The following is a 20,809-nucleotide window of genomic DNA, read 5'->3' as shown; positions in this document are numbered from 1 at the left end:
TCTACACCCTCCCATTTAAAACTTCTTTTTTGCAATGAAATGGTGCATGGTAGCAATCATCCATATAACTAAGAACATCGTAACGGCAATATGGATGCCATACCAAGCTTTCATACCCCCAGACATCAATATAGTAGTAGCATGCAAGCTATTACTTGCAGGATTAACAACGTCCAAAAACGGATGCAACCCAGCGATGAAACGGCAGATGAATAGGACTACGATACTTACTAATGCTATAAAGGCCGAACTATTAAAAAACGTGCTCATCATGGCAACAAACGTAATAACAAACAATAGCCACACACAATAAAGTGCTAAAGCCAGCAAACCCTGCATCACTGGTACAGTAGTAAATAAATAGGATGTATAGCCATAGGACATACCATAGCCAAGAGCTATACAGAAAACAGCTACTATATAATGAACAATAATTTTACTATTTAAGTAGGATGAGATAGACACAGGCCTTGTAAGAATAAATGCCATCATACCATTCGCTTTTTCCCCCTGTATAATGCCCATTGTTGCAACCGCTAGAATAATAATACCTAACTGATCAAACTGTGAACTTAGAGTTGAGGCCAGCACTTCGCTTCCATCCGGCTTTGCCATGGTTGGGTCAATCATTATACCCTCCACACCACCCATTGATTGCAAAATAACCGGCATGTAGTACATCATAATCGGCTGCGTTAACCCAAGTAGGATAAAGACAATTGGTAGCCAGACAATTTTAAATTCCTTCGTCATTTGAGTTACTTCTTTTTTACTTAACGCCATAAAAGTATTCACAATCTCACACCACCAATTCTAAAAATATTTCTTCTAAGCTTTCTTGAATACCCATTTCAAATTTTAACAAAATGACATTGGAATCTAGCGCATACTGTAACAATCTTTGAGCATCTTCCTCCAAATGAAGGACATGTATTTTAAAACCATTTCTTTCGTTTTCGATTTTCTTGACATAGGATAACTGTTCAACCATTGTTACCCACTTAAAGTCTTCTTGGCGAATCTCCACATAGATAGCAGATTCTTGGTGACGCTCCAGTAACTGATCTTTTGTTGCATCCTCTATTTTGTGACCATTTTGAATGACAACAAAGCGTTCACAAATTTCCTCTGCATCGCTTAATATATGTGTTGAAAGTAATATGGTCGTTTCTTTTTTAATCTCTTTTAATAGATTCAACACTTCTCGTCTACCAATCGGATCTAGTGCTGATACTGGCTCATCCATAATCATCAAAGCCGGTTTATGCAATAAAGCTTGCGCGATGCCAAGGCGCTGCTTCATACCACCTGAAAATGTCCCGACCTGAAAATGTGCTTCTTTTTCTAAGCCAACCTTTTCAAGAAGCAAAGGAATTTCGTCCTGTAATTCATTCTTTGATAAACCAGAAAGTGTTCCCATAAAGGACAATGTTTCAAAAGCTGTCATCCATGAGAAAAAATTAGGATATTGAGGTAAATAACCAATTTGATGTTTCATCGTTGAAATCTGTTGTCCATCAAGAAGAATTTCCCCTTCATCCGCATATAAAATGTCAGCAATAATTTGAATCAATGTCGATTTCCCAGCTCCGTTTGGGCCAATTAACCCAACGCACTCATTCGCATCAACGACCATTGAAAAACTATTTACAGCAGTTTTATGTTTAAACCTTTTCGTAATTTTGTTAATTTCTAAGCGCACGTGTATGGACATCCTTTCTACCAATCATGAAGTATAATACAGGACCAATTGTGTTAAAGAGTAATATGATAATTGTCCACATTACTATGTTTTCTCTCCTATTTCTGTGGCGGAATAGATCGATTAATGCAATTATGATGAGCAAAGATCCTACGAATAAAAAAGGTAAAAGGATTGGCAGTATGCTTGCCCAATTAATTTGACTGAATTCATCAAAACTATAGTGTAATTTCATTTTTAAAACCTCCATTCATTATCATTATCAATAATGATAACAAAGATATTGAAAAATTTCATTACCTTTTTACTGTACATCTCAAAAAAATATCTATAATATATTTTTTGATAATGTTCTCATTTTGATAACATTCGAATGCTTTCCTGATACCATCTCATTATTTTATTAGGAGGATCGGTTTATGCGCAATAAAGCAGAGGTATTAATGCACCCTGTGAGAATGAAAATTTTACAAGCTCTGATGCACAATAAAGAAGAAGGCTTAAGCACTTTGGAGATGATTTCGGTCATTAAGGATGTACCACAAGCTACTTTATATCGACATATCCAAATTTTAGTGGACGAAAACATCATAAAAATTGTGAAAGAGCGTAAAGTACGTTCTGTTACAGAGAAGTTTTATGCATTAAACGAAGGAGCAGCAAAACTTAGTAAGGAGGATTGGACACAGCTCACTACCAAGCAAAAATTAAATTACATTTCCTACTACCAATTAGCACTACTATCTCAATATCAAAATTACTTACATTCACTTGAGGAAAAAGAAAGTACCGCTGATCTAGCAACTTTTTCTTTCATTGACTTGACGTTAACAGCTGATCAATTCAAAAACTTTGATCATGAATTAAACGATTTATTAACTAAATACTATAATATGGCCGACTCAAGTAAAGGTTCTGAGACTAAAACAATTGCTATAAATATTATTCCAAAACCTTAGGTAGTATTTTACGTAAAGAAATGGAGAAGATTTATGAAAAAAGGAAAGTTAGTTCAAAACATACGAAAATTAATCATGATTATTATTGGTGCAGTTATTGCGGCATACGGACTAGAAGCCGTTTTAATTCCTAATGATGTTATTGATGGCGGTGTCACAGGTCTAAGTATTATGGGGGCACACCTCTTTGGCATTCCGTTAGGCGTACTACTCTTTGTATTAAATATTCCGTTCATTTATATCGGCTACAAGCAAGTTGGAAAAACTTTTGCCTTAATGAGTAGTGCCGGCATCGCAGCATTATCCGTTTCAACGGTTCTTTTACATGATGTCAAAACGATTTTAGGCCCAAATGATCCCTTATTAATTGTCTTGTCTGGTGGTATGCTGCTAGGTGTAGGTATTGGGATTGTCTTACGGAACGGTGGCGCATTAGATGGCTCTGAAGTTTTAGCAGTGCTATTATCCCGTAAGATTCCATTTTCAGTCGGTGATATTATATTATTTATTAATGCCTTTATTTTCTTAGGGGCAAGCTTTATTTTTGGTTTAGAGAGTGCTTTATACTCTGCATTAACCTACTATATTGCTAAAAACGTGATCGATATTATTCAAGTTGGTTTAGAAAAATCCAAAGAAGTTCGTGTTGTTAGTGCAAAATCTGAGGAGATTGGTGATGCAATCCAGGCTCGTCTAGGTCGTGGTGTGACGTATACACATGGACGTGGCGGTTTCTCCAATGAACCAACGGAAATTTTAAACTGTGTTATTAACCGTATGGAAGAAAATAAACTTGTTTCTATTATTAAGGACATTGATGATGGTGCTTTTGTTGTCATTTCTGACGTTTCTGAAGTACGTGGTGGTAACTTTAAGAAACGTGATATCCACTAATTTAAAAGTAAGTAAGGCTTTAAAGCTTTACTTACTTTTTTTTATTTAATCTGAGCGTGTACAGGGGCAGTCATCATTTCATATTTTACGCCACCAACTAGGCACAACGCCCCCATGATTACTACTACAGCTGCACCAACCAATGAATACTGATAACTATTGGTAGAATTAGCAAGTATCCCTGCTAAAGACGGTCCTACCATTTGACCAAAAGCATAGCCAGCTGTTAGATATCCTAAGATTTGATGACTGTTTACTGGTACAATATGTCTTGCTAGTGTTGTGACAACTGTTGTGATGCCCATAAAGGTTGCGCCAAACACAAAGGCACTTACATAAAGCATGATCGTATTGGTAGAAAAAGCTGGCAATATTATTCCAACTGCTTGAACGACCATTGAAATAAGTAATGTTTTTACAGAACCAAAATGTTGTGCGAGCTTGGACCATATGATGCACGATGGAATAGCAGCTAAACCAACTACGAACCAGACAATGGCTGCATTTCCATGGAAGCTTGTTGATTCTTGTGCAATCGAAACAATAAAAGTTCCTGTAACAATATAGCCAAGCCCCTCTAAACTATAGGCGATAATTAGCCACTTCATCCATGACTTAGGTGGTACTTTGGGAGATGATTTTGATAGATTCACGAATCGTTGTTTACTATGTGAAATAGGTTTTATGAATATCACGATAAAAACCAACAATAGAACACAAAACAAAGCTAGAGCAATCCATGTTCCATTCCACTTATAAATTGCGTGGATTGGCGAAACCATCATGGAACTTATGGCTATTCCTAATCCCACGCCACTATAGAAAAGCCCAGATAGGTGCGTTTTACTAGTATTTGCTAATTGATCGAGGACAAGACTAGCAATGACCACAAAAATAAAAGCACTCATAACACCAGAAATAAATCGGAGAATATACCATGTAATGATGGTTTCCGTAAAGCCCATGAAGGCCGTTGTCAAAACGCTGATAATCAGCCCTAGTTGCAAAAAGGGAATGCGTTTATGTGCAATTGGTAGTCTTCCTGCCACCAATGCCCCGACAAGGTAACCTAAATAATTGCTTGTTGCTAAATAACCTGCCGTAGCTCGGCTAAACTCAAATGTTTCTTGCATATAAGGTAAAATAACTGTATAAGAAAAACGCCCGATACCCATGGCGATCACTAAAGTAAAAATGCCACCTAGTAAATATTGAACGGTTTGCTTTTGCATAGTATCACTCCTTCTCTTCTCCACTATATCGAACATTTAGGTATCACAAATACACCCAATTCGTTATAATTAATATCAAAATAATTGATAGCTGGAGGGTATATGAATATTAATGATCTGACTATCTTTCGAACAGTCGTTCAAACGGGGAGTTTTTCTAAAGCAGCTGCGACACTAAATTACACGCAATCCAATATCTCTATGAAAATCCAAAGTCTTGAGGCTATGTATGATACAACATTATTTTATCGTGGACATCGAGGCATTCGGCTAACGCCTAAGGGGGAACAATTTTACGAGGTAGCTTTAAAAATGCTTCATCTCTATGAAAAATCCTTTGAAATATTACAGGATAAAGAGAATACTAGAGGTGTTTTACGGATTGGCTCGATGGAAACAACTGCAGCACTTCATTTACCTGCCTTATTATCGACTTTCCACCAAGTCCATGAAAAGGTCGATATTACTATTTTAACAAGCCCATCTCAGCACAATATTGAACGGTTAGAAAATTATGAAATAGATGGAGCCTTTGTTACTGGACCCGTTTATAAAGAGAATATATTAATGAAGGAATTTGTCAGCGAAGAGCTTGTGATGATCACCTCAAGCAAACATAAACCCATCCTTAATTTGCGTGATATTGAGGGAAGCACAGTGATTACGTTTCGACAGGGCTGCTCCTACCGAACCATCTTGGAGCATTGGTTACATGAGGACGGTGTACACCCACAAAATAGAATGGAATTTGGTACGCTGGACGGGATTATTGGCTGTGTTGCGGCTGGTCTCGGTATTACCTTACTTCCCCGTGCCATTGCGGAAAAATATATGGTAACATACTCATTGTCACTGTACGAATTAACAAAAAAGCAAGCACAAATTCCTACATGGTTTATTTATCGTAAGGATGATGTTCAATCACCCATCCTACAATATTTTTTAGAATCTATCGATGCTTACAATCACTTTTAGTGTTGTATCCGTCAGCTTTGAGTTTTTATCCGCTACTTTTGTGGTTCTATCCGTCACCTTTGAGTTTTTATCCGCTACTTTTGCGGTTCTATCCATCTCATTAAAAAGCTGTTCAGCACTTCTTCCTTCGCTGAACAGCTTATGTAGATAGAGAAAGGAGCTTTATATGGATATTTTTATTGCCAGTAACCGTCAACTACCGATCCGTTATTATGTACAAGAAGCTGTGTGGATTCGTCGTGGGGGTAGTACCAAGCTTCCTGATTTAACATTGCCATTTTTCGTTGAGGTAGAAATTAAAAATCAATATTACTTACCAATCATTAGAGATTATATTTTTGATTTTCAAAGACAATACAAACAGACAGAAATTCAAATATTGATCAAGGACACAGCTTTTTTAGCTGCCATCCAAGATATGCTGGCAAGCCATGAACAAACACAGCACGCTATCACAATTTACCCACTTTCGTCCAGCTAGTTAAGCCGTAAATGGCAGTGTGATAATAAAGTACAATGTCTCGTTCTTATATTTTGCGTGAATTGTTCCTCCATGAAGCTCCACGATGCTCTTGGCAATCGCTAGTCCAAGCCCTGAACCTTCTGTGACATTTGTTCTTGATTGATCTTTTTTATAAAATCTTTCAAATAAACTAGCCAGCTCCTCTGCTGTAAACGCGTCACTTTGGTTGGCCACACAAATTCGAACATGGTCATCTTGCCCTTCAAGTGAAACCATAATTTTCCCATCTCCAACGCTATAGTTTATAGCATTGATTAGTAAGTTATCAAAAACTCGAACAATTTTTTCAGAATCCAACGCTACAAAAATTCGATGATCCGGAAAATATTTACTAAAAAGACGCTGTTTTTGCTCTGCCAGCGGTACTAATTCCTCCATCAATTGATCAAGTAGCTCGTTCAAGCATACTTGTTGTCGTACAAGGTTATTTTTATCGTTTGTTAGCTTGGTATATTCAAATAAATCATCGATTAAATTTTTCAATTGCTCAGATTTAGAAAAAGCAATTTTCAAATATTCGTCATATTGCTCTTTTGTCTCATACTTCTCTTCTCTTAATAAACGTAAATAACCCATAATGGAGGTAAGAGGTGTTCTGAGGTCATGGGAAACATTTGTAATAAGCTCATTCTTTTGTTGCTCAATTTTTCGTTCCATTTCAATACTTGTCATGATTTCTTCTGCCATTTGATTGATATTATCAGTTAATAAGGCAATTTCATCTTGCCCTTTTTTCTCAATACGATAGGCTAAATTCCCCTTTGCGATTTCCATAACCCCCTCTGCTAAGGACTCTATTTGAGTCATTTTTCGTTTGGTTATATAAAAGAATGATAAGATAAATAAAGTGACCCCAATGAAAAATGGTATGGGTCCTTCACTAGTACTCGTTATCACTTCTCCTTGTGGAAGCCCACTCACAATAAAATAATATTTTTTATCTTGTAAGGTTAGCGGTACTAAGGTAGTAAATTCTTCCCGTGAAGTGACCATATTAGGAAACTCCTCTTCAAACGGTTGATTAATCGTAAAATTCATGACATGCCTAATTTCTTCATGCAAATCAATGTGTTCTTCTTTCACTTGCATTGTTTTGTATAAAACCTCACCGACCTCATCCGTCACAATCATCTTTAACGTATTCTGATGACTCTCTATTTTTTCATTTTCTTGGTCAATCGATTGTCGTAATATATCAACACTATTTTCTCGAATTGCCCACTCTGCTGTATCCTGTGCCTGAAAATACATCATCCTCATACTGTAACTATAATCAACTATGGCACCCTCATTGATATTCTCAAATAACGGTAATACTGCGCGAGACACTAAAAAACTTCCAAGTGCACATAAAATAAATGTTGTAAACAGTTGAATACGAATGCTACGTTGAATATTGTTTTTTATCTTCTCACCAATGTGCTTTATTAATCCCATTGGCTTAAAGAAAAGGCTAAAGATTTTTTTCAACTTTATACCCTACTCCCCATACTGTTTTGATATATTGAGGATTTCTTGGATTCGTTTCAATTCGCTCTCGAATTTTTCGGATATGTACCATCACAGTATTTTCTGATTGAAAAGCATCCTCTTTCCAAACCCTTTCATAGATTTGCTCCGCATTCATCACTATTCCTGGATTACTTGAAAGCAATTCCAAAATAGCAAACTCTCGTGGCGTTAACTTTACTTTTTCATTGTTGACCAAGACCTCATGTGTCGCTGTGTTGATCCGTAAGTCACCAATTTCAATCTCATCACCATTACTTTTATTTAAGCCATTCAATTTTAGATAGCGACGAAGCTGCGATTTAATGCGTGCAAGTAGCTCTAATGGGTTAAAGGGTTTTGTGACATAATCATCGGCACCAATTGTTAAGCCAACAATCTTATCCATATCCTGAGATTTAGCCGTCAGCATAATAATAGGCATTTCTGCTATTTCTCTTACCTTCATGCACATTTCAATGCCATCTACTTTAGGCATCATTAAATCCAGTACAATTAAATGCACCTGCTGCTTCTTTAACAGCTGCAAGCCTTCTTCGCCATCACATACCTCAAGCACATGATAGCCTTCATTTTTTAAATAAATCGCTATAAGATTTCTTATCTCTTTTTCATCATCTACAATTAAAATTGTTTCTTTACTCATCTAATCCCCCCATTCTATAATCGTTCCTTATTTTAACTATTTTTTTAATTTTCGTATATAAAAATAATAAAAACAGCAGACAATTACGATGACAATCCCAAAATAGATACCATATTTTGTAGCCAGCATAGAAATATACTCAATTTGACTCCCAAACAATAGACCCAGTGTGAAATAAATGAATGTCCACACAAAGCCGGTTGTATACGAAAACAAAGCATATGTCTTAAATGACATATTATTCATCCCCACTAAGTATGGAAGAATGTGTCTGACAATCGGGATAAAATAACTAAAGACTAATGCAAAACGGCCGTATTTATCAAGCAGTTCTTTGGATTTCAATAAATACTTTGCCTTTTTCTTTTTCAGAAGTTTATCGAGTACTCGATGACCAAATAATCTACCTAGGACATACCCTAGAGATAGACCCGAAACGACACCTAAATAAGTCACTAAAAAAGATTTCCATACACTCATCGTCTCTAATGACGATAAAAAACCACCACTCATCACAATCATTTCATCTGGCAGAGGCATGCCGATAATGCCTAACCATAAACTAAAAAACAATGAAAAATAGCCATATTGTTCAATAACTAATAAAAGATCTTGTAGTTCCATTAACGGATCCTCGTATTTCCAAGTTGACAGCTAAGGACATAAGCTGGTGGCATATTGATCCACACTTTTTCATGGGAGATAAACTCGAAATATTTTTGGAAAAAAGATTTTTTCACTAGTGAATATTGGAACGTAATAAATTTCCCATTTTGCAGACAACCCTGTACATTTTTTAAAATACTGCATGATACCTCTGCCTCTAAGGAAGTAAATGGTAATCCAGATATGACATAATCAATTTCCCCTATATTGAACTGCGCCAAATATTGCATCAAATTTTCTGCAGAACCATTAATCACCAAAACATTGGTTTCGTGCTTGTATTGTTGACGTAGTTTTTCACAAAAAGTCGTATTATGTTCAATGAGAACTAGCAATGTTTCTGGCTTTTTTCTTTTTACAAGCTCCTTTGTAAAAGAACCCATCCCTGGCCCAAGTTCGACAATACATTGAGCATTTTCAAAACAAATGGGCTGTACCATTTTATGTGCTAATTTTTTGGAGCTAGGTGAAATGGCGCCAATTGTTTTCGGATGTTTTATAAATTCAGTTAGGAACGTGATGAAATGCATATATATTCTCCTCGCTTTGTTTTAATCGTTGTTAGTTCTAACAATAATGAGCATTTCTTAAAGAATTAAGAGGGGAATTCTTAATTTTTCCTTAAGAGTTTACATTATTTAACTGTATTTATATTGAGCTAACTATGGATGGGTAATTTTTTATCAAATGCATCTTCCCTTTAGCATATATAACCTAGCCCCATTGCCTTTTCATCTACATGAATCTCTGGATAAGGATTCATAAAATTTATCGCCAGTTTTAAGACTCCTTGAACCCAGCCCCCATAACAAAAATTGTGACCGTCTTTTGTTACCCTCATTTATACTTTTTGACAATAAAAAAGAACACACTAAGATTTTTGAACCTTTAAATGGCTCATTTGTCTTAACATGTTCTAAAATTATTATTACGAAATAGAGAGTCTGCATTAGACAGATTATTTTATGCCCCCGCTAAATGGCCAAAATAAAATATTAATACCGATCTTTGTCCCAATCGTAAGATACGCTTCTTTGCTTTGAGCGTCCCCTGCTATCACTACATAATATTGACCAGCTTTGTAAGCATACACATAGCTGTCACCATGTATATTTTCTGCTATAGGCTTGCCGAAATATGACTGTAGCTTTTCATTTAGCTCTTTTCGCGAGCCCATTATTAAATCTACTTTGCTGATAGCATTAACTGCTTCCATTCCTTCAAGTTTATTTTTAGGAGGGAAACTGTATGCTGCTTTTGGTGTCTTATAGACAGGAATTTCGCCATAATCAAGCGTGCCTTGAATATTGGCTTTTAAAGATTTATATTGCATGCCTAAATGCCCTGGCATCCATTTTAATTGCCCCTTCTTCGCTAAATCGGCAAATTCTTTATCGATATAATCTAATTCTTTTATCTCTCCTTCTTTAGTAAGCGAAAAGTATTTTGTATCGAATATCCCCGTAAATTTATCGGCCATGGCAACATAATCTTCATTATACCCCTCTATTCCTATTTCAATTATATTAGGTGAAAGGAATTCGGCGTTGATGCCAGTACCATTAGCAATCTCTTTCTCTAGGAAAACTTCTCCATTTGAGCGTGCTCCGACTAATTGGAGGGTGTCACCGCCACGACCAGAATCTCTATAATACATAAATGTATCTTTGTTTCCGGTAATAGTGAACTGCATATACCCTTCCATAAATGGACCTCCGAAAGAATATACTTCATTCTTACCTTTTAGGAGTATTGGCTGGCATAAGTTGTTAGACTCGCCTCTATACACTCCAATCGACAATCCGTTGGTCAGTTCCAATGGGAAAAATTTGTTTTTACAAAACTCTGGATTTGATACTCTATGTATTTTGGAGACTTTTTCATTAGCCGCATCAACGGACAGACTAAAGGTTGAAGCAGTAGCCACTAGCATAAGAACAAAAGTAATAATGATTTTAGTTAAATTCCTCAAAACGTTTATCCTTCTCCTTACTATAATTTTATTAAACTTCCAATTTCATTATAACGTGCAATAATGGGAAATTCTACAATAAGTCCATATATTTATCTCTATTTTTATACATTAGGTGCATTTTTAGTGGTGAAAAATTAGGTAAATGAGCTTGTATGAATCAAACAATAAGATCTATATAAATAAATTCAGAATAGGAAATAATTATTACAAGCGAGTATTATAAATGTATGGGTGATTAGGTTTACAGGAAATATTATTTTCGGTTCATAAAGTGAAAAGGGCCTCCGTAAAAATGATCTTAAAGTTTATGTTCATTCTTTAAGAGGAGAAGTGAAAGAAATTATAAAAATAATAGAATATTATTGAAGTTTTTATAATTTATTGGATTCTAGGGTATCTATTTAATGGGTAACCCCCTTACTCTTATGCATCAACGCATCTCCACTTAGTACGACTTATTTTTTTCTAAAGAGTCATAAAAGGTTAAAAGGTACTTTGTTCTAATGATTATTTCCTACATAAAATAGGCATACAATTGCTTCCAATCGAATAGAAACCTATATAGAGAACAATTTGTCACGGGAAAAATAAAGTGGGGTGTGAAGGATGCTTAAAGTAAATGATGCAAAAGAAATGGTACTTGGAATTGTGCAAGATGACCCATTGTTTGTAGCACTACAACATACGCCTTTAGAAGAGAGCCTATACAATGATGATTATTTAGCGGACATCGATGAAACCTATCACTATACGATAGCAGAAATCGCTGGTTGGTTTGATATTACAGACGCCATGCTTCGCTACTATTTGAAACCATTTGAGCAGTACATTTTCGACAATGCTACACCTAATGTAAATGGTAATATCCGTTTAAACTTACCGGCTATTTTAAGACTACGAATGATTTTATTATTAAAGGATGAATATCGTGTGAAGGGTATAAAACTATTGCTGGGTATTGATGATAACGGTCAGCTGTTGAGGCATCAAATTACCGCAACAACCATGGATTCTGAGGATTTATCCCATAAAATCGATGTTCTTGGAAACGTCCTGCAGCAAATGATCCAAACAGGGCTCTTTCAGATTTTGCCGAATGAAGAGCAAGGAACGTTACAAGTAAACATTAATCAGGAATTTCTTGCCGAGAACATTCAACGATTATCCTCCGATTCCACCCTTCAGTTTGAGGAAATTCAAAAAGAAACAACTGAACTAAAACAGGAAAATGAAAATCTCCAAAAACAAATTACCGAACTACAAGAAAACAGTGTAAAAGATATTGTACAAAAAATTAGGGAACGCCATATTGAAAATGAAATCGTCTCTACTTTGCGTACGGAAGCATTGCAGCAATTTTCAAATAACAATCAAGTAGGTTTTTTCACTAGGATGTTCAGATCCTCTCAAATTGAAATGGAAAAAGAGCAATTTGTTTTAAACTATATTTCAAAGTATTTAGAAGAGCGCTTGGAAGTTGCTTTAAATGATTATTATGGGAAATAAAGTTGAATACGCATAATCAGAACATGTGTGAGGCTATGTGAGTGGTCCTAATCATGTTCTTTTTTAATTCATTAGACATTTGCTTGAGGTACATGGCATTCTTTGCTCTGTAAATTTTTTACGATTAACTATCAGCCACTACATTCCCTAAAAAACGTAATAAGCGAAAATGCAGGGCTACCATTTCTTCTACAGTTAAGTTTTCATTGCCTTTGTCTAACCACTCTTGAATCACCCCTAAAATAGCAGACGCTATAAAGGCTTGTAAGTATTGCTGAAATTCTGGATCTTGCACTTCCTCGCGTAATACCGATAATCGATCCAAAATATGATTACCAAAAATGATTTTCATCTTTTGTGTAAAACCTGGACTTTCCTGCTCGCCTAATAACATCCGAAAGGCCGGTGCGTGTTCTTTTATACAGGCGATTACTTTGATGAACGGTTGATAAAGTTGTCCCATTTTCATTGTTTGGAAGGCATCCACTGGTTGTACATGCTTTACATAGCGTTCTAATTCCATTAATAGCTCCTGCTGCAAGTCCTCCATCACATCATATTTATCCGAATAATGTAAATAAAACGTCCCTCGATTAATTTGAGCTGTTAGCGCTAATTTTTTTACTGTTACACGTTCAAAGCCTTCTTCTTCTACTTGCTGTATGAAAGCCTTTTTGATCGCTTGTTTTGTTTCAAAATTCATTTTTTCATGTACGGACATGAGTTTCCCTCCATTTACTTAACACATACTAGCAAACTGTTTATTGTATTTGCTCACATGCTACCGTAAAATTTTTATCAAATCAACATTGTGTTCAGTGAAGGAGTGAGGTTTATATGGATAACCATGCCATCTCTATAAAAGTCCTTGAAAAAAGTTTTCAACATAAACAGGTCATTGCCCCCCTTTCTTTAGATATTCCTAAGGGGCAATTAATGGGCTTACTTGGTCCATCCGGCTGTGGTAAAACAACATTAATCAAAATGATTATGGGCATGTTGAAACCGGATAACGGCACTATTGAAGTATTAGATTTGGTAGTGCCACATCAACAATTATTGAAGGATATCGGCTATATGGCACAATCAGATGCACTTTATACAGATTTAACGGGGGAAGAAAATCTACATTTCTTCGCAAAGCTTTATCCATTGTCGAAAGCGGAACGAATGGAGAGAGTAGCCTATGCCGCAAACCTTGTCCGTTTGACCGATGATTTACAACTGAATGTGGGGAATTATTCTGGAGGAATGAAACGAAGATTATCCCTAGCTATTGCACTTATTCAAAATCCCAAACTATTGATTTTAGATGAACCAACAGTTGGAATTGATCCTGTCCTAAAAAAGGAAATTTGGCAAGAGCTCATTCGTTTAAAAGATCAAGAACAGAAAACAATTTTAGTTACGACCCATGCCATGGATGAAGCAGAAAGATGTGATCAATTAGCTATGCTGAGAAATGGCCGTATTATTGCACAAGGCACACCCCAAGCATTAAAAAATCATTACCAAGCAAAAGATTTTGATGAAGTATTTTTAAAGGCCGGAGGTGACGTACTATGAGGATTGGTGCAATTGTGACAAGAATCATCCAACAAATGAAACGAGATAAACGGACGCTTGCTTTATTATTTTTAGCCCCCCTTCTTGTACTGTCATTAATGTACTTTATTTTTAATAGCAACGAAGCTTCTATCACTCTTGTCGTTTCCAATGGTCCCGCACCATTAATCGAAAAACTAAAAAATGCGGATTTCTCTATTATTGAGGACGATGAATTTACGAAAAAACAACTCCAAGATAAAGAGTATGATGGATGGCTAGCAATAGAACAAAATAATAGTAAGTTAACTTTATTAAATGACGATCCTTCCCAGGCAAAAGCTTTAACGATGCAACTTGCTCAAATTTTACATCAGCCATCACTAACTGCTATGGGCAATTTGGAAACAGACTATGTTTACGGTGAGGCGGATACTGCCATTTTCGATATTTTTAGTCCCATGCTGATTGGCTTCTTCGTGTTCTTTTTTGTCTTTTTAATTACTGGCATTGCCCTGTTAAAGGAACGCACCTCTGGGACATTGGAACGCTTACTCGCAACACCCATTAAACGATCAGAAATTGTAGCAGGCTATATGGTTGGTTATGGTCTTTTTGCCTTTCTACAAACGATTATTATCGTGTTATTTGGCATCTATGTGCTTGATATTGTCCATGTAGGCTCTATCTGGCTTGTTTTACTCATTAATATGGTTGTTGCTCTTGTATCCTTATCGTTAGGTGCACTATTATCGAGTTTTGCCGCTTCTGAATTTCAAATGATGCAATTTATACCACTGGTCATTGTTCCACAAGTATTCTTTTCGGGCATTTTCCCACTCGATAGTATGGCAGAATGGCTTCAAAATATCGGCCGTATTATGCCCCTTTACTATGCAGCAGACGCATTAAATGGCGTTATGTATAAAGGATATTCCTTCTATGATATTATAGTGAATCTCACAATACTTGCTTGTTTCGCCATTGTTTTCATTACTTTAAATATTATCAGTTTAAAAAAATATCGTTCATTATAATTAAACTTTAAAGTTCTGCCTATAAAGAGCAGAACTTTTTTGTTTGGGAAATAACATAGTTAAAAACAGGTAATTTACCCAATTTCATTGAAATGACAGACCGAATTTCATTATAATTATTTTATGGTCAAGAGAAAACCGAAAAATAAAGGTGTGTGAAGATGACTACTATTTTGGAAGTACAAAACGTTTGTAAACAATACAATGGGAAAATAATTTTAAAAAATGCTTCGTTTTCAATTGCTGCCAATCAAATTATTGCACTTGTAGGAAAAAATGGCTCTGGAAAAAGTACATTACTGAAAATCATTGCAGCGTTCATTCAACCAGACAGCGGTACCATTGTTAAGCATCGATCATCGTTAAAAGTTGGTTATGTACCTGAAGTGACTCCTTCTCATATTCTATTTACACCCCAAGAATATCTTTATCATTTGGGGCGTATTCGGGGTATGACTAAAAAACATCTTTTGCAAAAGATAGAAGAATTGCTTGATATGTTCCAATTAAAAGAGGCGCAAAATACAAGGATTGTCCACTTCTCAAAAGGCATGAAGCAAAAGGTGATGATTATGCAGGCGATGTTAGAAGAAACAGATTTACTAATAATGGATGAACCGTTGTCAGGACTTGATGCCAAAGCTCAAAATGATTTTGAACAAATATTGGCTAAAGTAAGAGACCAAGGTTTAAGCATCATCCTAACTTGCCATGAAACCAAATTACTCGAAAACCTTGTGGATTCAGTTTTGCTTATTCAAGACAATCAAATCATTCAAGAAAAGGAATTGGATAGCTATCCAATGCATCGATTAATATTTGAAATTGCTAGCCTATCATTACTCGATGAAATTTCACCTTTTATGGAGATTCAGCAAAAACGATCTTTAGTGAATGGACATTATGAAATCGTAACGATTGTCCAAGCAAAAGATTCAGATCAAATTTTGCTGAAATTACTACAAAAAAATGCCTCTATTAAATATTTAGCTACCGTAAATTACAAAAAAGAACAACTCTCTTCTCTTTTTTGAAAGGAGGAATCAAAAAGATGAGCAGTTTATTGCACTATCAATTTAAAAATTATTTAAGAACCTATCAATACGTTCCACCTTTTACAATTTTCATCCTATGTCTTGTCGTTAACTATACTTTTGTCCCTAATCCAATATTAGATAGTTATTCGTTTACATCGCTTATTCTCTTTTTTTTAATGGGCTGGTTTACTGTTACATTGTTTCATGCTGAGGATGAAGGACAAAAAATGATTACTACTCTTCATGCCAAAAGTTCAACACATTACAATTTTGGGATATTCATTCTATGTGGGCTGATTGCTTTCAGCTTAAGTTGTGTTTCCGTCAGCTACCCAATCCTAATCGATGCGTTTTTCGAGAAGCCCAAACCACTACATATTTTGTTAGGATTCTTGTCTCATTTTAGTTTATCGTTACTTGCTATTGCACTCACTGCTTTGTTTACAAGGGAGCTTGTAAAAAATAGGCAAAATACTTGGTGGGGTGTAATATGTATTCTTATTATTTCTGTCGTCATCGCTACTTTAAAAAATAATATTCAAACTGGTCTCCTTTGGCTACTTCCGCCTGTTCATTTTTCATTAGAAATGATGAGTGTTGGCGATCAAATAGAAGTTATCCCCTACGTTTTTTACTGGCAGTTTGCTTGGATAATCATTTACGCATTCCTTAGCATTGTGTTGTTTTTCTTCCTAGTCAACCGTCGAAGGAAATGATTTAGATTTCTTAATAAGGAGAGATAGTTTTAATGAAGAACATCAAAGTTTTAATTATTGAAGACGAAAATGATATTGCCAATATCATTAAGGATTACTTAAGTGTTAATCAGTTCGAATCACATATTGTAAGAACTGGCCATGAAGCTATCCATTATTTACAAGAGTCCATACCTGATTTCATTATCCTAGATCTATCTCTACCAGATTGTGATGGTATCGAAATATGCCGTAAAATCCGTGAAAATAGCAATGTTGCGATACTCATTTTAAGTGCTCGAGGCAGTGAAACTGATAAAGTATTAGGGTTAGGTTTTGGGGCAGATGATTATATGACAAAACCATTTTCTCTAAGTGAGCTTGTAGCAAGAATAAATGCTCATTTACGCAAACAGGATAGATGGCTCCAGCATAATAGCGGTCAGGTAGATATCATTCACATTGATAATATGGAAATAAATAAACAGGAGTATGCTTTTTTACGTGATAACAAGGCTATTCCTCTGTCAGCAAAAGAGTTTGAATTATTATTTTTTCTAGCTAAAAATAGAAATCAAGTTTTCTCCAAAAGTCAATTGCTTGATGCCGTTTGGGGTTATGACACCTATGGGGATGAAAATACGATTACGGTTTATATTAGACGGCTTCGAGAAAAAATGGAAGTCAATCCTTCTAGTCCTGTTTATCTTCAAACAGTTTGGGGGGTTGGTTATAAGTTTAGTACACCCAATCACTCATAGGAGAATCAAATGTACCTAAAAAATTGGATGAACAAATGGTTTTGGACCCTATTAATCTGTATTGTACTATTGTTTATTGGTGCCCTTTCACTATTTTTTGCTACAAACAAAGCTCAAGAGGAATCACCAGATCAATATGTAATCAATCAAATTCGATTATCAGTTAATCCTCTATTATTGTACATAGAAGATCATTTTACAGTTTTAGAACTAGATTCAGTGATACGTAGCAAGCTTCAGCAAATGGGTAATGACCAGGAAATTGGTATTACAGTAGTTCACTTAAATGAAAAAATAATTTTAAATACAATAGAGGATGATCTTTCATCTTCGATTCATATCAAAAATGATGTACATTATGATTTATTTACATCACAACAAGAGCCAGGAAAAATTAAAATTGCCTTTCCTATTATGAATGAAGAAAGTAATGAACAGATCGGAAATGCTATTTTTTCACTGAACAAAGACATTCTATTTCCTTTAAAACAACCCAATTCCAGTTACTTAATTATATTGATCATGACGGGTGTTTTAAGCCTTTTGATTATTAGTCTAGCCCTATGTATGATAAGGAAAGCGTATAAAGATATTTTAACACCTTTACAAGAGTTGAAAAAAAACACAGAGGAAATAGTCAAAGGAAATTACGAAAAAATGAGCACTCATCCGACATTAGATGAGATTGGTGAATTGTATGCAATATTTGATCAAATGCGTTTAGAGATTAAACAGTTAACGACCCAGCGAAATGAACAAGAGCAAAATCAAAAAAAGCTCATATCTAATATTTCTCATGAAGTGAGAACGCCCCTAACTACAATCAAAGCTTATTTAGATGCTATTTCAGAGGGGATTTGTCGAGATGAAGATTCGCTTATGTCCTATATTCATATTATGCAGAAAAATACGGAAAAAATGTCGAGGCTAATAGATGATTTATTTATTCACACATTAAAGGAACTAGGCCATATCCCCATCCATTTAAAAGAACAATATAGCCGAGACGTTCTTACAACCATTCTGCAACCGATTCAATATTATGTCCACACAATGAATATTCATTTTATAGGACCCACAATTATTCCTAATGTCCTAATTCAAGTGGATGCTGATCGATTAGAGCAGGTTATTTCCAACCTTGTTACTAATGCGCTTAAACAATCTTCTAATGGAGATACCATTACCATTACTGCCTATATCGAAAATCAATCACTCTATATTCAAATAATAGATACCGGAAATGGGATGCTTCCAGAAGATATGCCTTTTATTTTTGAACGGTACTATAGAGGTCAACAGCCTGCTAGAGAATCAGCTATTAAAAATGAGGGCGCAGGGCTTGGCCTATCCATTTGTCAGCATATTATGGAAGCCCACTATGGTTCAATTTCATTTCATAGCAAGCATAATGAGGGCACTACCTTTACACTTACACTCCCTATCTCGTAAAAAGACTCCCATTCTAGGAAGTCTTTTTATCTTTCAGCGTTCTTTCCTTATATGTTAAAAAGCATGAAAGTGTAAATATACCAAAAAAAAATGAATCGATCATACGGACAACCCATATTTCATAACTACTTAAAGGAATGGCATTGATAAGCTGCCATAGACATACATATCCGAGCGTTAAAACAGCTAGTACACTCCAAAAAATGATTTTTTTCTGAGGCGATATAACTGGCGTTTTTTTATGTTCCATCAAAGATGCCCGATAATACAAATATCCAAAGATAAGCATAATACCAAATAATGTACTCCCATGTTGTAGAAATTTATAAATCGGTATTTGATATCCAAAGACAGTATATGTTTGAGTAAGAACCCGAAGATTTGTCACCATTAACCCATTTAGATGTGTAAATGAATCCCATATGACATGCGTTAGCATACCCAGTAATGCTGAGTAACCAAAAACAAATACCTTCCATGTTTTATTTCCTACTATTTGATGGCTATATGTATCCTGTAAAAATTCAGGTAAATGGCTTATTATAGGCTGATGGATAAGCCGATGATAAATCAAGTAAATCAATAGTACGAGGGGGAGATTTAATAAGAAGAACCCTGTAAAGGTATGACCAATCTCCCCTATTGGCCGGCCCCTTAAAAAATACTCGAAATCTGGCGCCATACTACCTAAAACCAAGGCAGCAAAATGAATATATTTACTGTTTCTAGAAAAAGTTAAGACCGCCGCCGGTTGAGCAAATGTTAATGGCATATCTTTAGCCTCCTTTTTTATGACATCTATTAAACCGCTTATTACAACGTTTTCCATTCGAAAAGGTTACTCTGACTGTAAGAATTTATTAATAATTTCATAAGGACTTACTAATAATTACATATTACACTAAAGAAAATGAATCAAGAGGAGGCCTTATCATGGAAAAAGAAATACTGATTCGAGCCCAAAATTTATGTAAAACCTACTCAACTGGCAGCGAACAATTCCATGCAATTAAAAATATGAATGTTGACATTTATAAAGGGGATTTCACCGTTATTATGGGGAATTCTGGGTCTGGTAAGTCAACGCTTCTTTATCTTTTAAGTGGACTTGATACAATCACGGCAGGTGAAGTTTACTTTCAGGGAGAGAAACTGGATACCTTTTCAGAGAGAAAGCTAGCGACCTTTCGTTCACAGAAGGTTGGCTATATCTATCAAAGTAGCAATCTCATTCCAGATATGACGCTTTTAGAAAACATTGCTCTTCCCGGATATATCGCGAAAACAAATAAAAACGAAGTCATACAAAAAGTAGAGCAACTACTAAGTTTAATGGGTCTTGAAAAGCAACGAAATCGTTTACCTTCTCAAACATCAGGTGGTCAGCAACAAAGAGCTGCTATTGCTAGAGCATTGGTCAACAATCCTGAAGTGCTATTTGCGGATGAACCAACTGGTAGTTTAAATTACGATCAAGGTGTAGCAGTATTAGATATCCTAACGAATTTAAATAGGAATGGGCAATCTGTTGTCATGATTACACATGATATTAAGGCAGCTTGTCGCGCGAATCGCCTTATCATCATTCAGGATGGAAAAATAGATGGGATCTTAAACTTCGAAAAATATGATCATACCAACATACAAGAGCGGGAACACATTATCTTTTCTTATGTTGCTGGAAAGGAGTAAAAA

At 35.5% G+C, this 20,809-nt stretch carries 23 protein-coding genes; 12 read left to right on the top strand and 11 right to left on the bottom strand.

Annotated features, from left to right (window positions below; all coding sequences use genetic code 11):
• Positions 1-15: 15 nt before the first annotated feature.
• The 3 genes from AO843_RS03075 to AO843_RS03065 are packed head-to-tail and all read right to left on the bottom strand — an operon-like array spanning position 16 to position 1,937.
• On the bottom strand, positions 16-795 hold the full coding sequence (locus AO843_RS03075) for an ABC transporter permease (protein WP_054609695.1): 780 nt from the start codon (positions 793-795) through the stop codon (positions 16-18).
• A gap of 4 nt (positions 796-799) precedes the next feature.
• Complete coding sequence (locus tag AO843_RS03070) at positions 800-1,702, bottom strand: ABC transporter ATP-binding protein (protein ID WP_054609694.1); 903 nt, start codon at positions 1,700-1,702, stop codon at positions 800-802.
• A complete protein-coding gene (locus tag AO843_RS03065; protein ID WP_054609693.1) occupies positions 1,686-1,937 on the bottom strand; it encodes a PLD nuclease N-terminal domain-containing protein in 252 nt (83 codons plus the stop codon). Before AO843_RS03065 ends, AO843_RS03070 begins: the two co-directional genes overlap by 17 nt.
• 184 nt (positions 1,938-2,121) lie before the next feature.
• Here AO843_RS03065 and AO843_RS03060 point away from each other — a divergent pair, with 184 nt between their 5' ends.
• Both AO843_RS03060 and AO843_RS03055 read left to right on the top strand, forming a co-directional pair.
• A complete protein-coding gene (locus AO843_RS03060) occupies positions 2,122-2,661 on the top strand; it encodes a transcriptional regulator (protein ID WP_054609692.1) in 540 nt (179 codons plus the stop codon).
• Between the two features lie 33 nt (positions 2,662-2,694).
• Entirely contained in the window at positions 2,695-3,555 is an 861-nt protein-coding gene (locus tag AO843_RS03055; protein WP_054609691.1) for a YitT family protein, read from the top strand.
• 41 nt (positions 3,556-3,596) lie between these two features.
• On the opposite strand, the gene AO843_RS03050 is transcribed toward AO843_RS03055, so the two are convergent.
• Positions 3,597-4,787 carry a YbfB/YjiJ family MFS transporter gene (locus AO843_RS03050; RefSeq protein ID WP_054609690.1) on the bottom strand — a complete coding sequence of 397 codons (1,191 nt, stop codon included), beginning with the start codon at positions 4,785-4,787 and terminating at the stop codon, positions 3,597-3,599.
• 102 nt (positions 4,788-4,889) lie between these two features.
• Between AO843_RS03050 and AO843_RS03045 the strand changes: the two genes are divergently transcribed.
• The gene (locus AO843_RS03045) at positions 4,890-5,762 is read left to right on the top strand and encodes a LysR family transcriptional regulator (RefSeq protein WP_054609689.1); all 873 of its coding nucleotides are present in this window, start codon (positions 4,890-4,892) and stop codon (positions 5,760-5,762) included.
• A gap of 166 nt (positions 5,763-5,928) precedes the next feature.
• Complete coding sequence (locus AO843_RS03040; RefSeq protein WP_054609688.1) at positions 5,929-6,243, top strand: hypothetical protein; 315 nt, start codon at positions 5,929-5,931, stop codon at positions 6,241-6,243.
• Here AO843_RS03040 and AO843_RS03035 read toward each other — a convergent pair whose 3' ends face one another.
• From AO843_RS03035 to AO843_RS03015, 5 genes are all read right to left on the bottom strand, one after another.
• The gene (locus tag AO843_RS03035; RefSeq protein ID WP_054609687.1) at positions 6,244-7,755 is read right to left on the bottom strand and encodes a sensor histidine kinase; all 1,512 of its coding nucleotides are present in this window, start codon (positions 7,753-7,755) and stop codon (positions 6,244-6,246) included.
• Complete coding sequence (locus AO843_RS03030; RefSeq protein WP_054609686.1) at positions 7,739-8,440, bottom strand: response regulator transcription factor; 702 nt, start codon at positions 8,438-8,440, stop codon at positions 7,739-7,741. Before AO843_RS03030 ends, AO843_RS03035 begins: the two co-directional genes overlap by 17 nt.
• A 36-nt stretch (positions 8,441-8,476) precedes the next feature.
• On the bottom strand, positions 8,477-9,064 hold the full coding sequence (locus AO843_RS03025) for a DedA family protein (RefSeq protein ID WP_054609685.1): 588 nt from the start codon (positions 9,062-9,064) through the stop codon (positions 8,477-8,479).
• The gene (locus AO843_RS03020; protein ID WP_054609684.1) at positions 9,064-9,636 is read right to left on the bottom strand and encodes a class I SAM-dependent methyltransferase; all 573 of its coding nucleotides are present in this window, start codon (positions 9,634-9,636) and stop codon (positions 9,064-9,066) included. Before AO843_RS03020 ends, AO843_RS03025 begins: the two co-directional genes overlap by 1 nt.
• A 428-nt stretch (positions 9,637-10,064) precedes the next feature.
• Complete coding sequence (locus AO843_RS03015) at positions 10,065-11,078, bottom strand: hypothetical protein (RefSeq protein WP_054609683.1); 1,014 nt, start codon at positions 11,076-11,078, stop codon at positions 10,065-10,067.
• A gap of 609 nt (positions 11,079-11,687) precedes the next feature.
• Here AO843_RS03015 and AO843_RS03010 point away from each other — a divergent pair.
• Positions 11,688-12,587 (top strand): hypothetical protein, encoded by a 900-nt coding sequence (locus tag AO843_RS03010; protein WP_054609682.1) that lies wholly within the window; start codon positions 11,688-11,690, stop codon positions 12,585-12,587.
• Between the two features lie 124 nt (positions 12,588-12,711).
• On the opposite strand, the gene AO843_RS03005 is transcribed toward AO843_RS03010, so the two are convergent.
• Positions 12,712-13,308, bottom strand: coding sequence for a TetR/AcrR family transcriptional regulator (locus AO843_RS03005; protein WP_054609681.1), 597 nt, complete (start codon positions 13,306-13,308; stop codon positions 12,712-12,714).
• Between the two features lie 116 nt (positions 13,309-13,424).
• On the opposite strand from AO843_RS03005, the gene AO843_RS03000 reads away from it, so the two are divergent.
• The 6 genes from AO843_RS03000 (at position 13,425) to AO843_RS02975 (ending at position 19,114) form a co-directional block, all read left to right on the top strand.
• Positions 13,425-14,153, top strand: coding sequence for an ABC transporter ATP-binding protein (locus AO843_RS03000; RefSeq protein ID WP_054609680.1), 729 nt, complete (start codon positions 13,425-13,427; stop codon positions 14,151-14,153).
• Entirely contained in the window at positions 14,150-15,169 is a 1,020-nt protein-coding gene (locus AO843_RS02995) for an ABC transporter permease (protein ID WP_054609679.1), read from the top strand. The genes AO843_RS03000 and AO843_RS02995 overlap by 4 nt, the downstream gene beginning before the upstream one ends.
• A 161-nt stretch (positions 15,170-15,330) precedes the next feature.
• Positions 15,331-16,203 (top strand): ABC transporter ATP-binding protein, encoded by an 873-nt coding sequence (locus tag AO843_RS02990; RefSeq protein ID WP_054609678.1) that lies wholly within the window; start codon positions 15,331-15,333, stop codon positions 16,201-16,203.
• A gap of 17 nt (positions 16,204-16,220) precedes the next feature.
• Entirely contained in the window at positions 16,221-16,922 is a 702-nt protein-coding gene (locus AO843_RS02985) for a resistance to Congo red protein (RefSeq protein ID WP_054609677.1), read from the top strand.
• A 32-nt stretch (positions 16,923-16,954) separates the two neighbouring features.
• On the top strand, positions 16,955-17,662 hold the full coding sequence (locus AO843_RS02980) for a response regulator transcription factor (protein WP_054609676.1): 708 nt from the start codon (positions 16,955-16,957) through the stop codon (positions 17,660-17,662).
• A gap of 9 nt (positions 17,663-17,671) precedes the next feature.
• Positions 17,672-19,114 (top strand): HAMP domain-containing sensor histidine kinase, encoded by a 1,443-nt coding sequence (locus tag AO843_RS02975; RefSeq protein WP_054609675.1) that lies wholly within the window; start codon positions 17,672-17,674, stop codon positions 19,112-19,114.
• A gap of 13 nt (positions 19,115-19,127) precedes the next feature.
• Here AO843_RS02975 and AO843_RS02970 read toward each other — a convergent pair whose 3' ends face one another.
• Positions 19,128-19,886 (bottom strand): DUF4184 family protein, encoded by a 759-nt coding sequence (locus AO843_RS02970; RefSeq protein WP_054609674.1) that lies wholly within the window; start codon positions 19,884-19,886, stop codon positions 19,128-19,130.
• A 161-nt stretch (positions 19,887-20,047) separates the two neighbouring features.
• Between AO843_RS02970 and AO843_RS02965 the strand changes: the two genes are divergently transcribed.
• Positions 20,048-20,806: an ABC transporter ATP-binding protein gene (locus AO843_RS02965; protein WP_054609673.1), complete on the top strand. Its 759-nt coding sequence runs from the start codon at positions 20,048-20,050 to the stop codon at positions 20,804-20,806.
• Positions 20,807-20,809 lie beyond the last annotated feature (3 nt).

It is taken from the genome of Lysinibacillus sp. ZYM-1 (assembly GCF_001308875.1).
Classification (GTDB): domain Bacteria; phylum Bacillota; class Bacilli; order Bacillales_A; family Planococcaceae; genus Lysinibacillus.
This window is presented reverse-complemented; position numbering and strand designations above follow the sequence as displayed.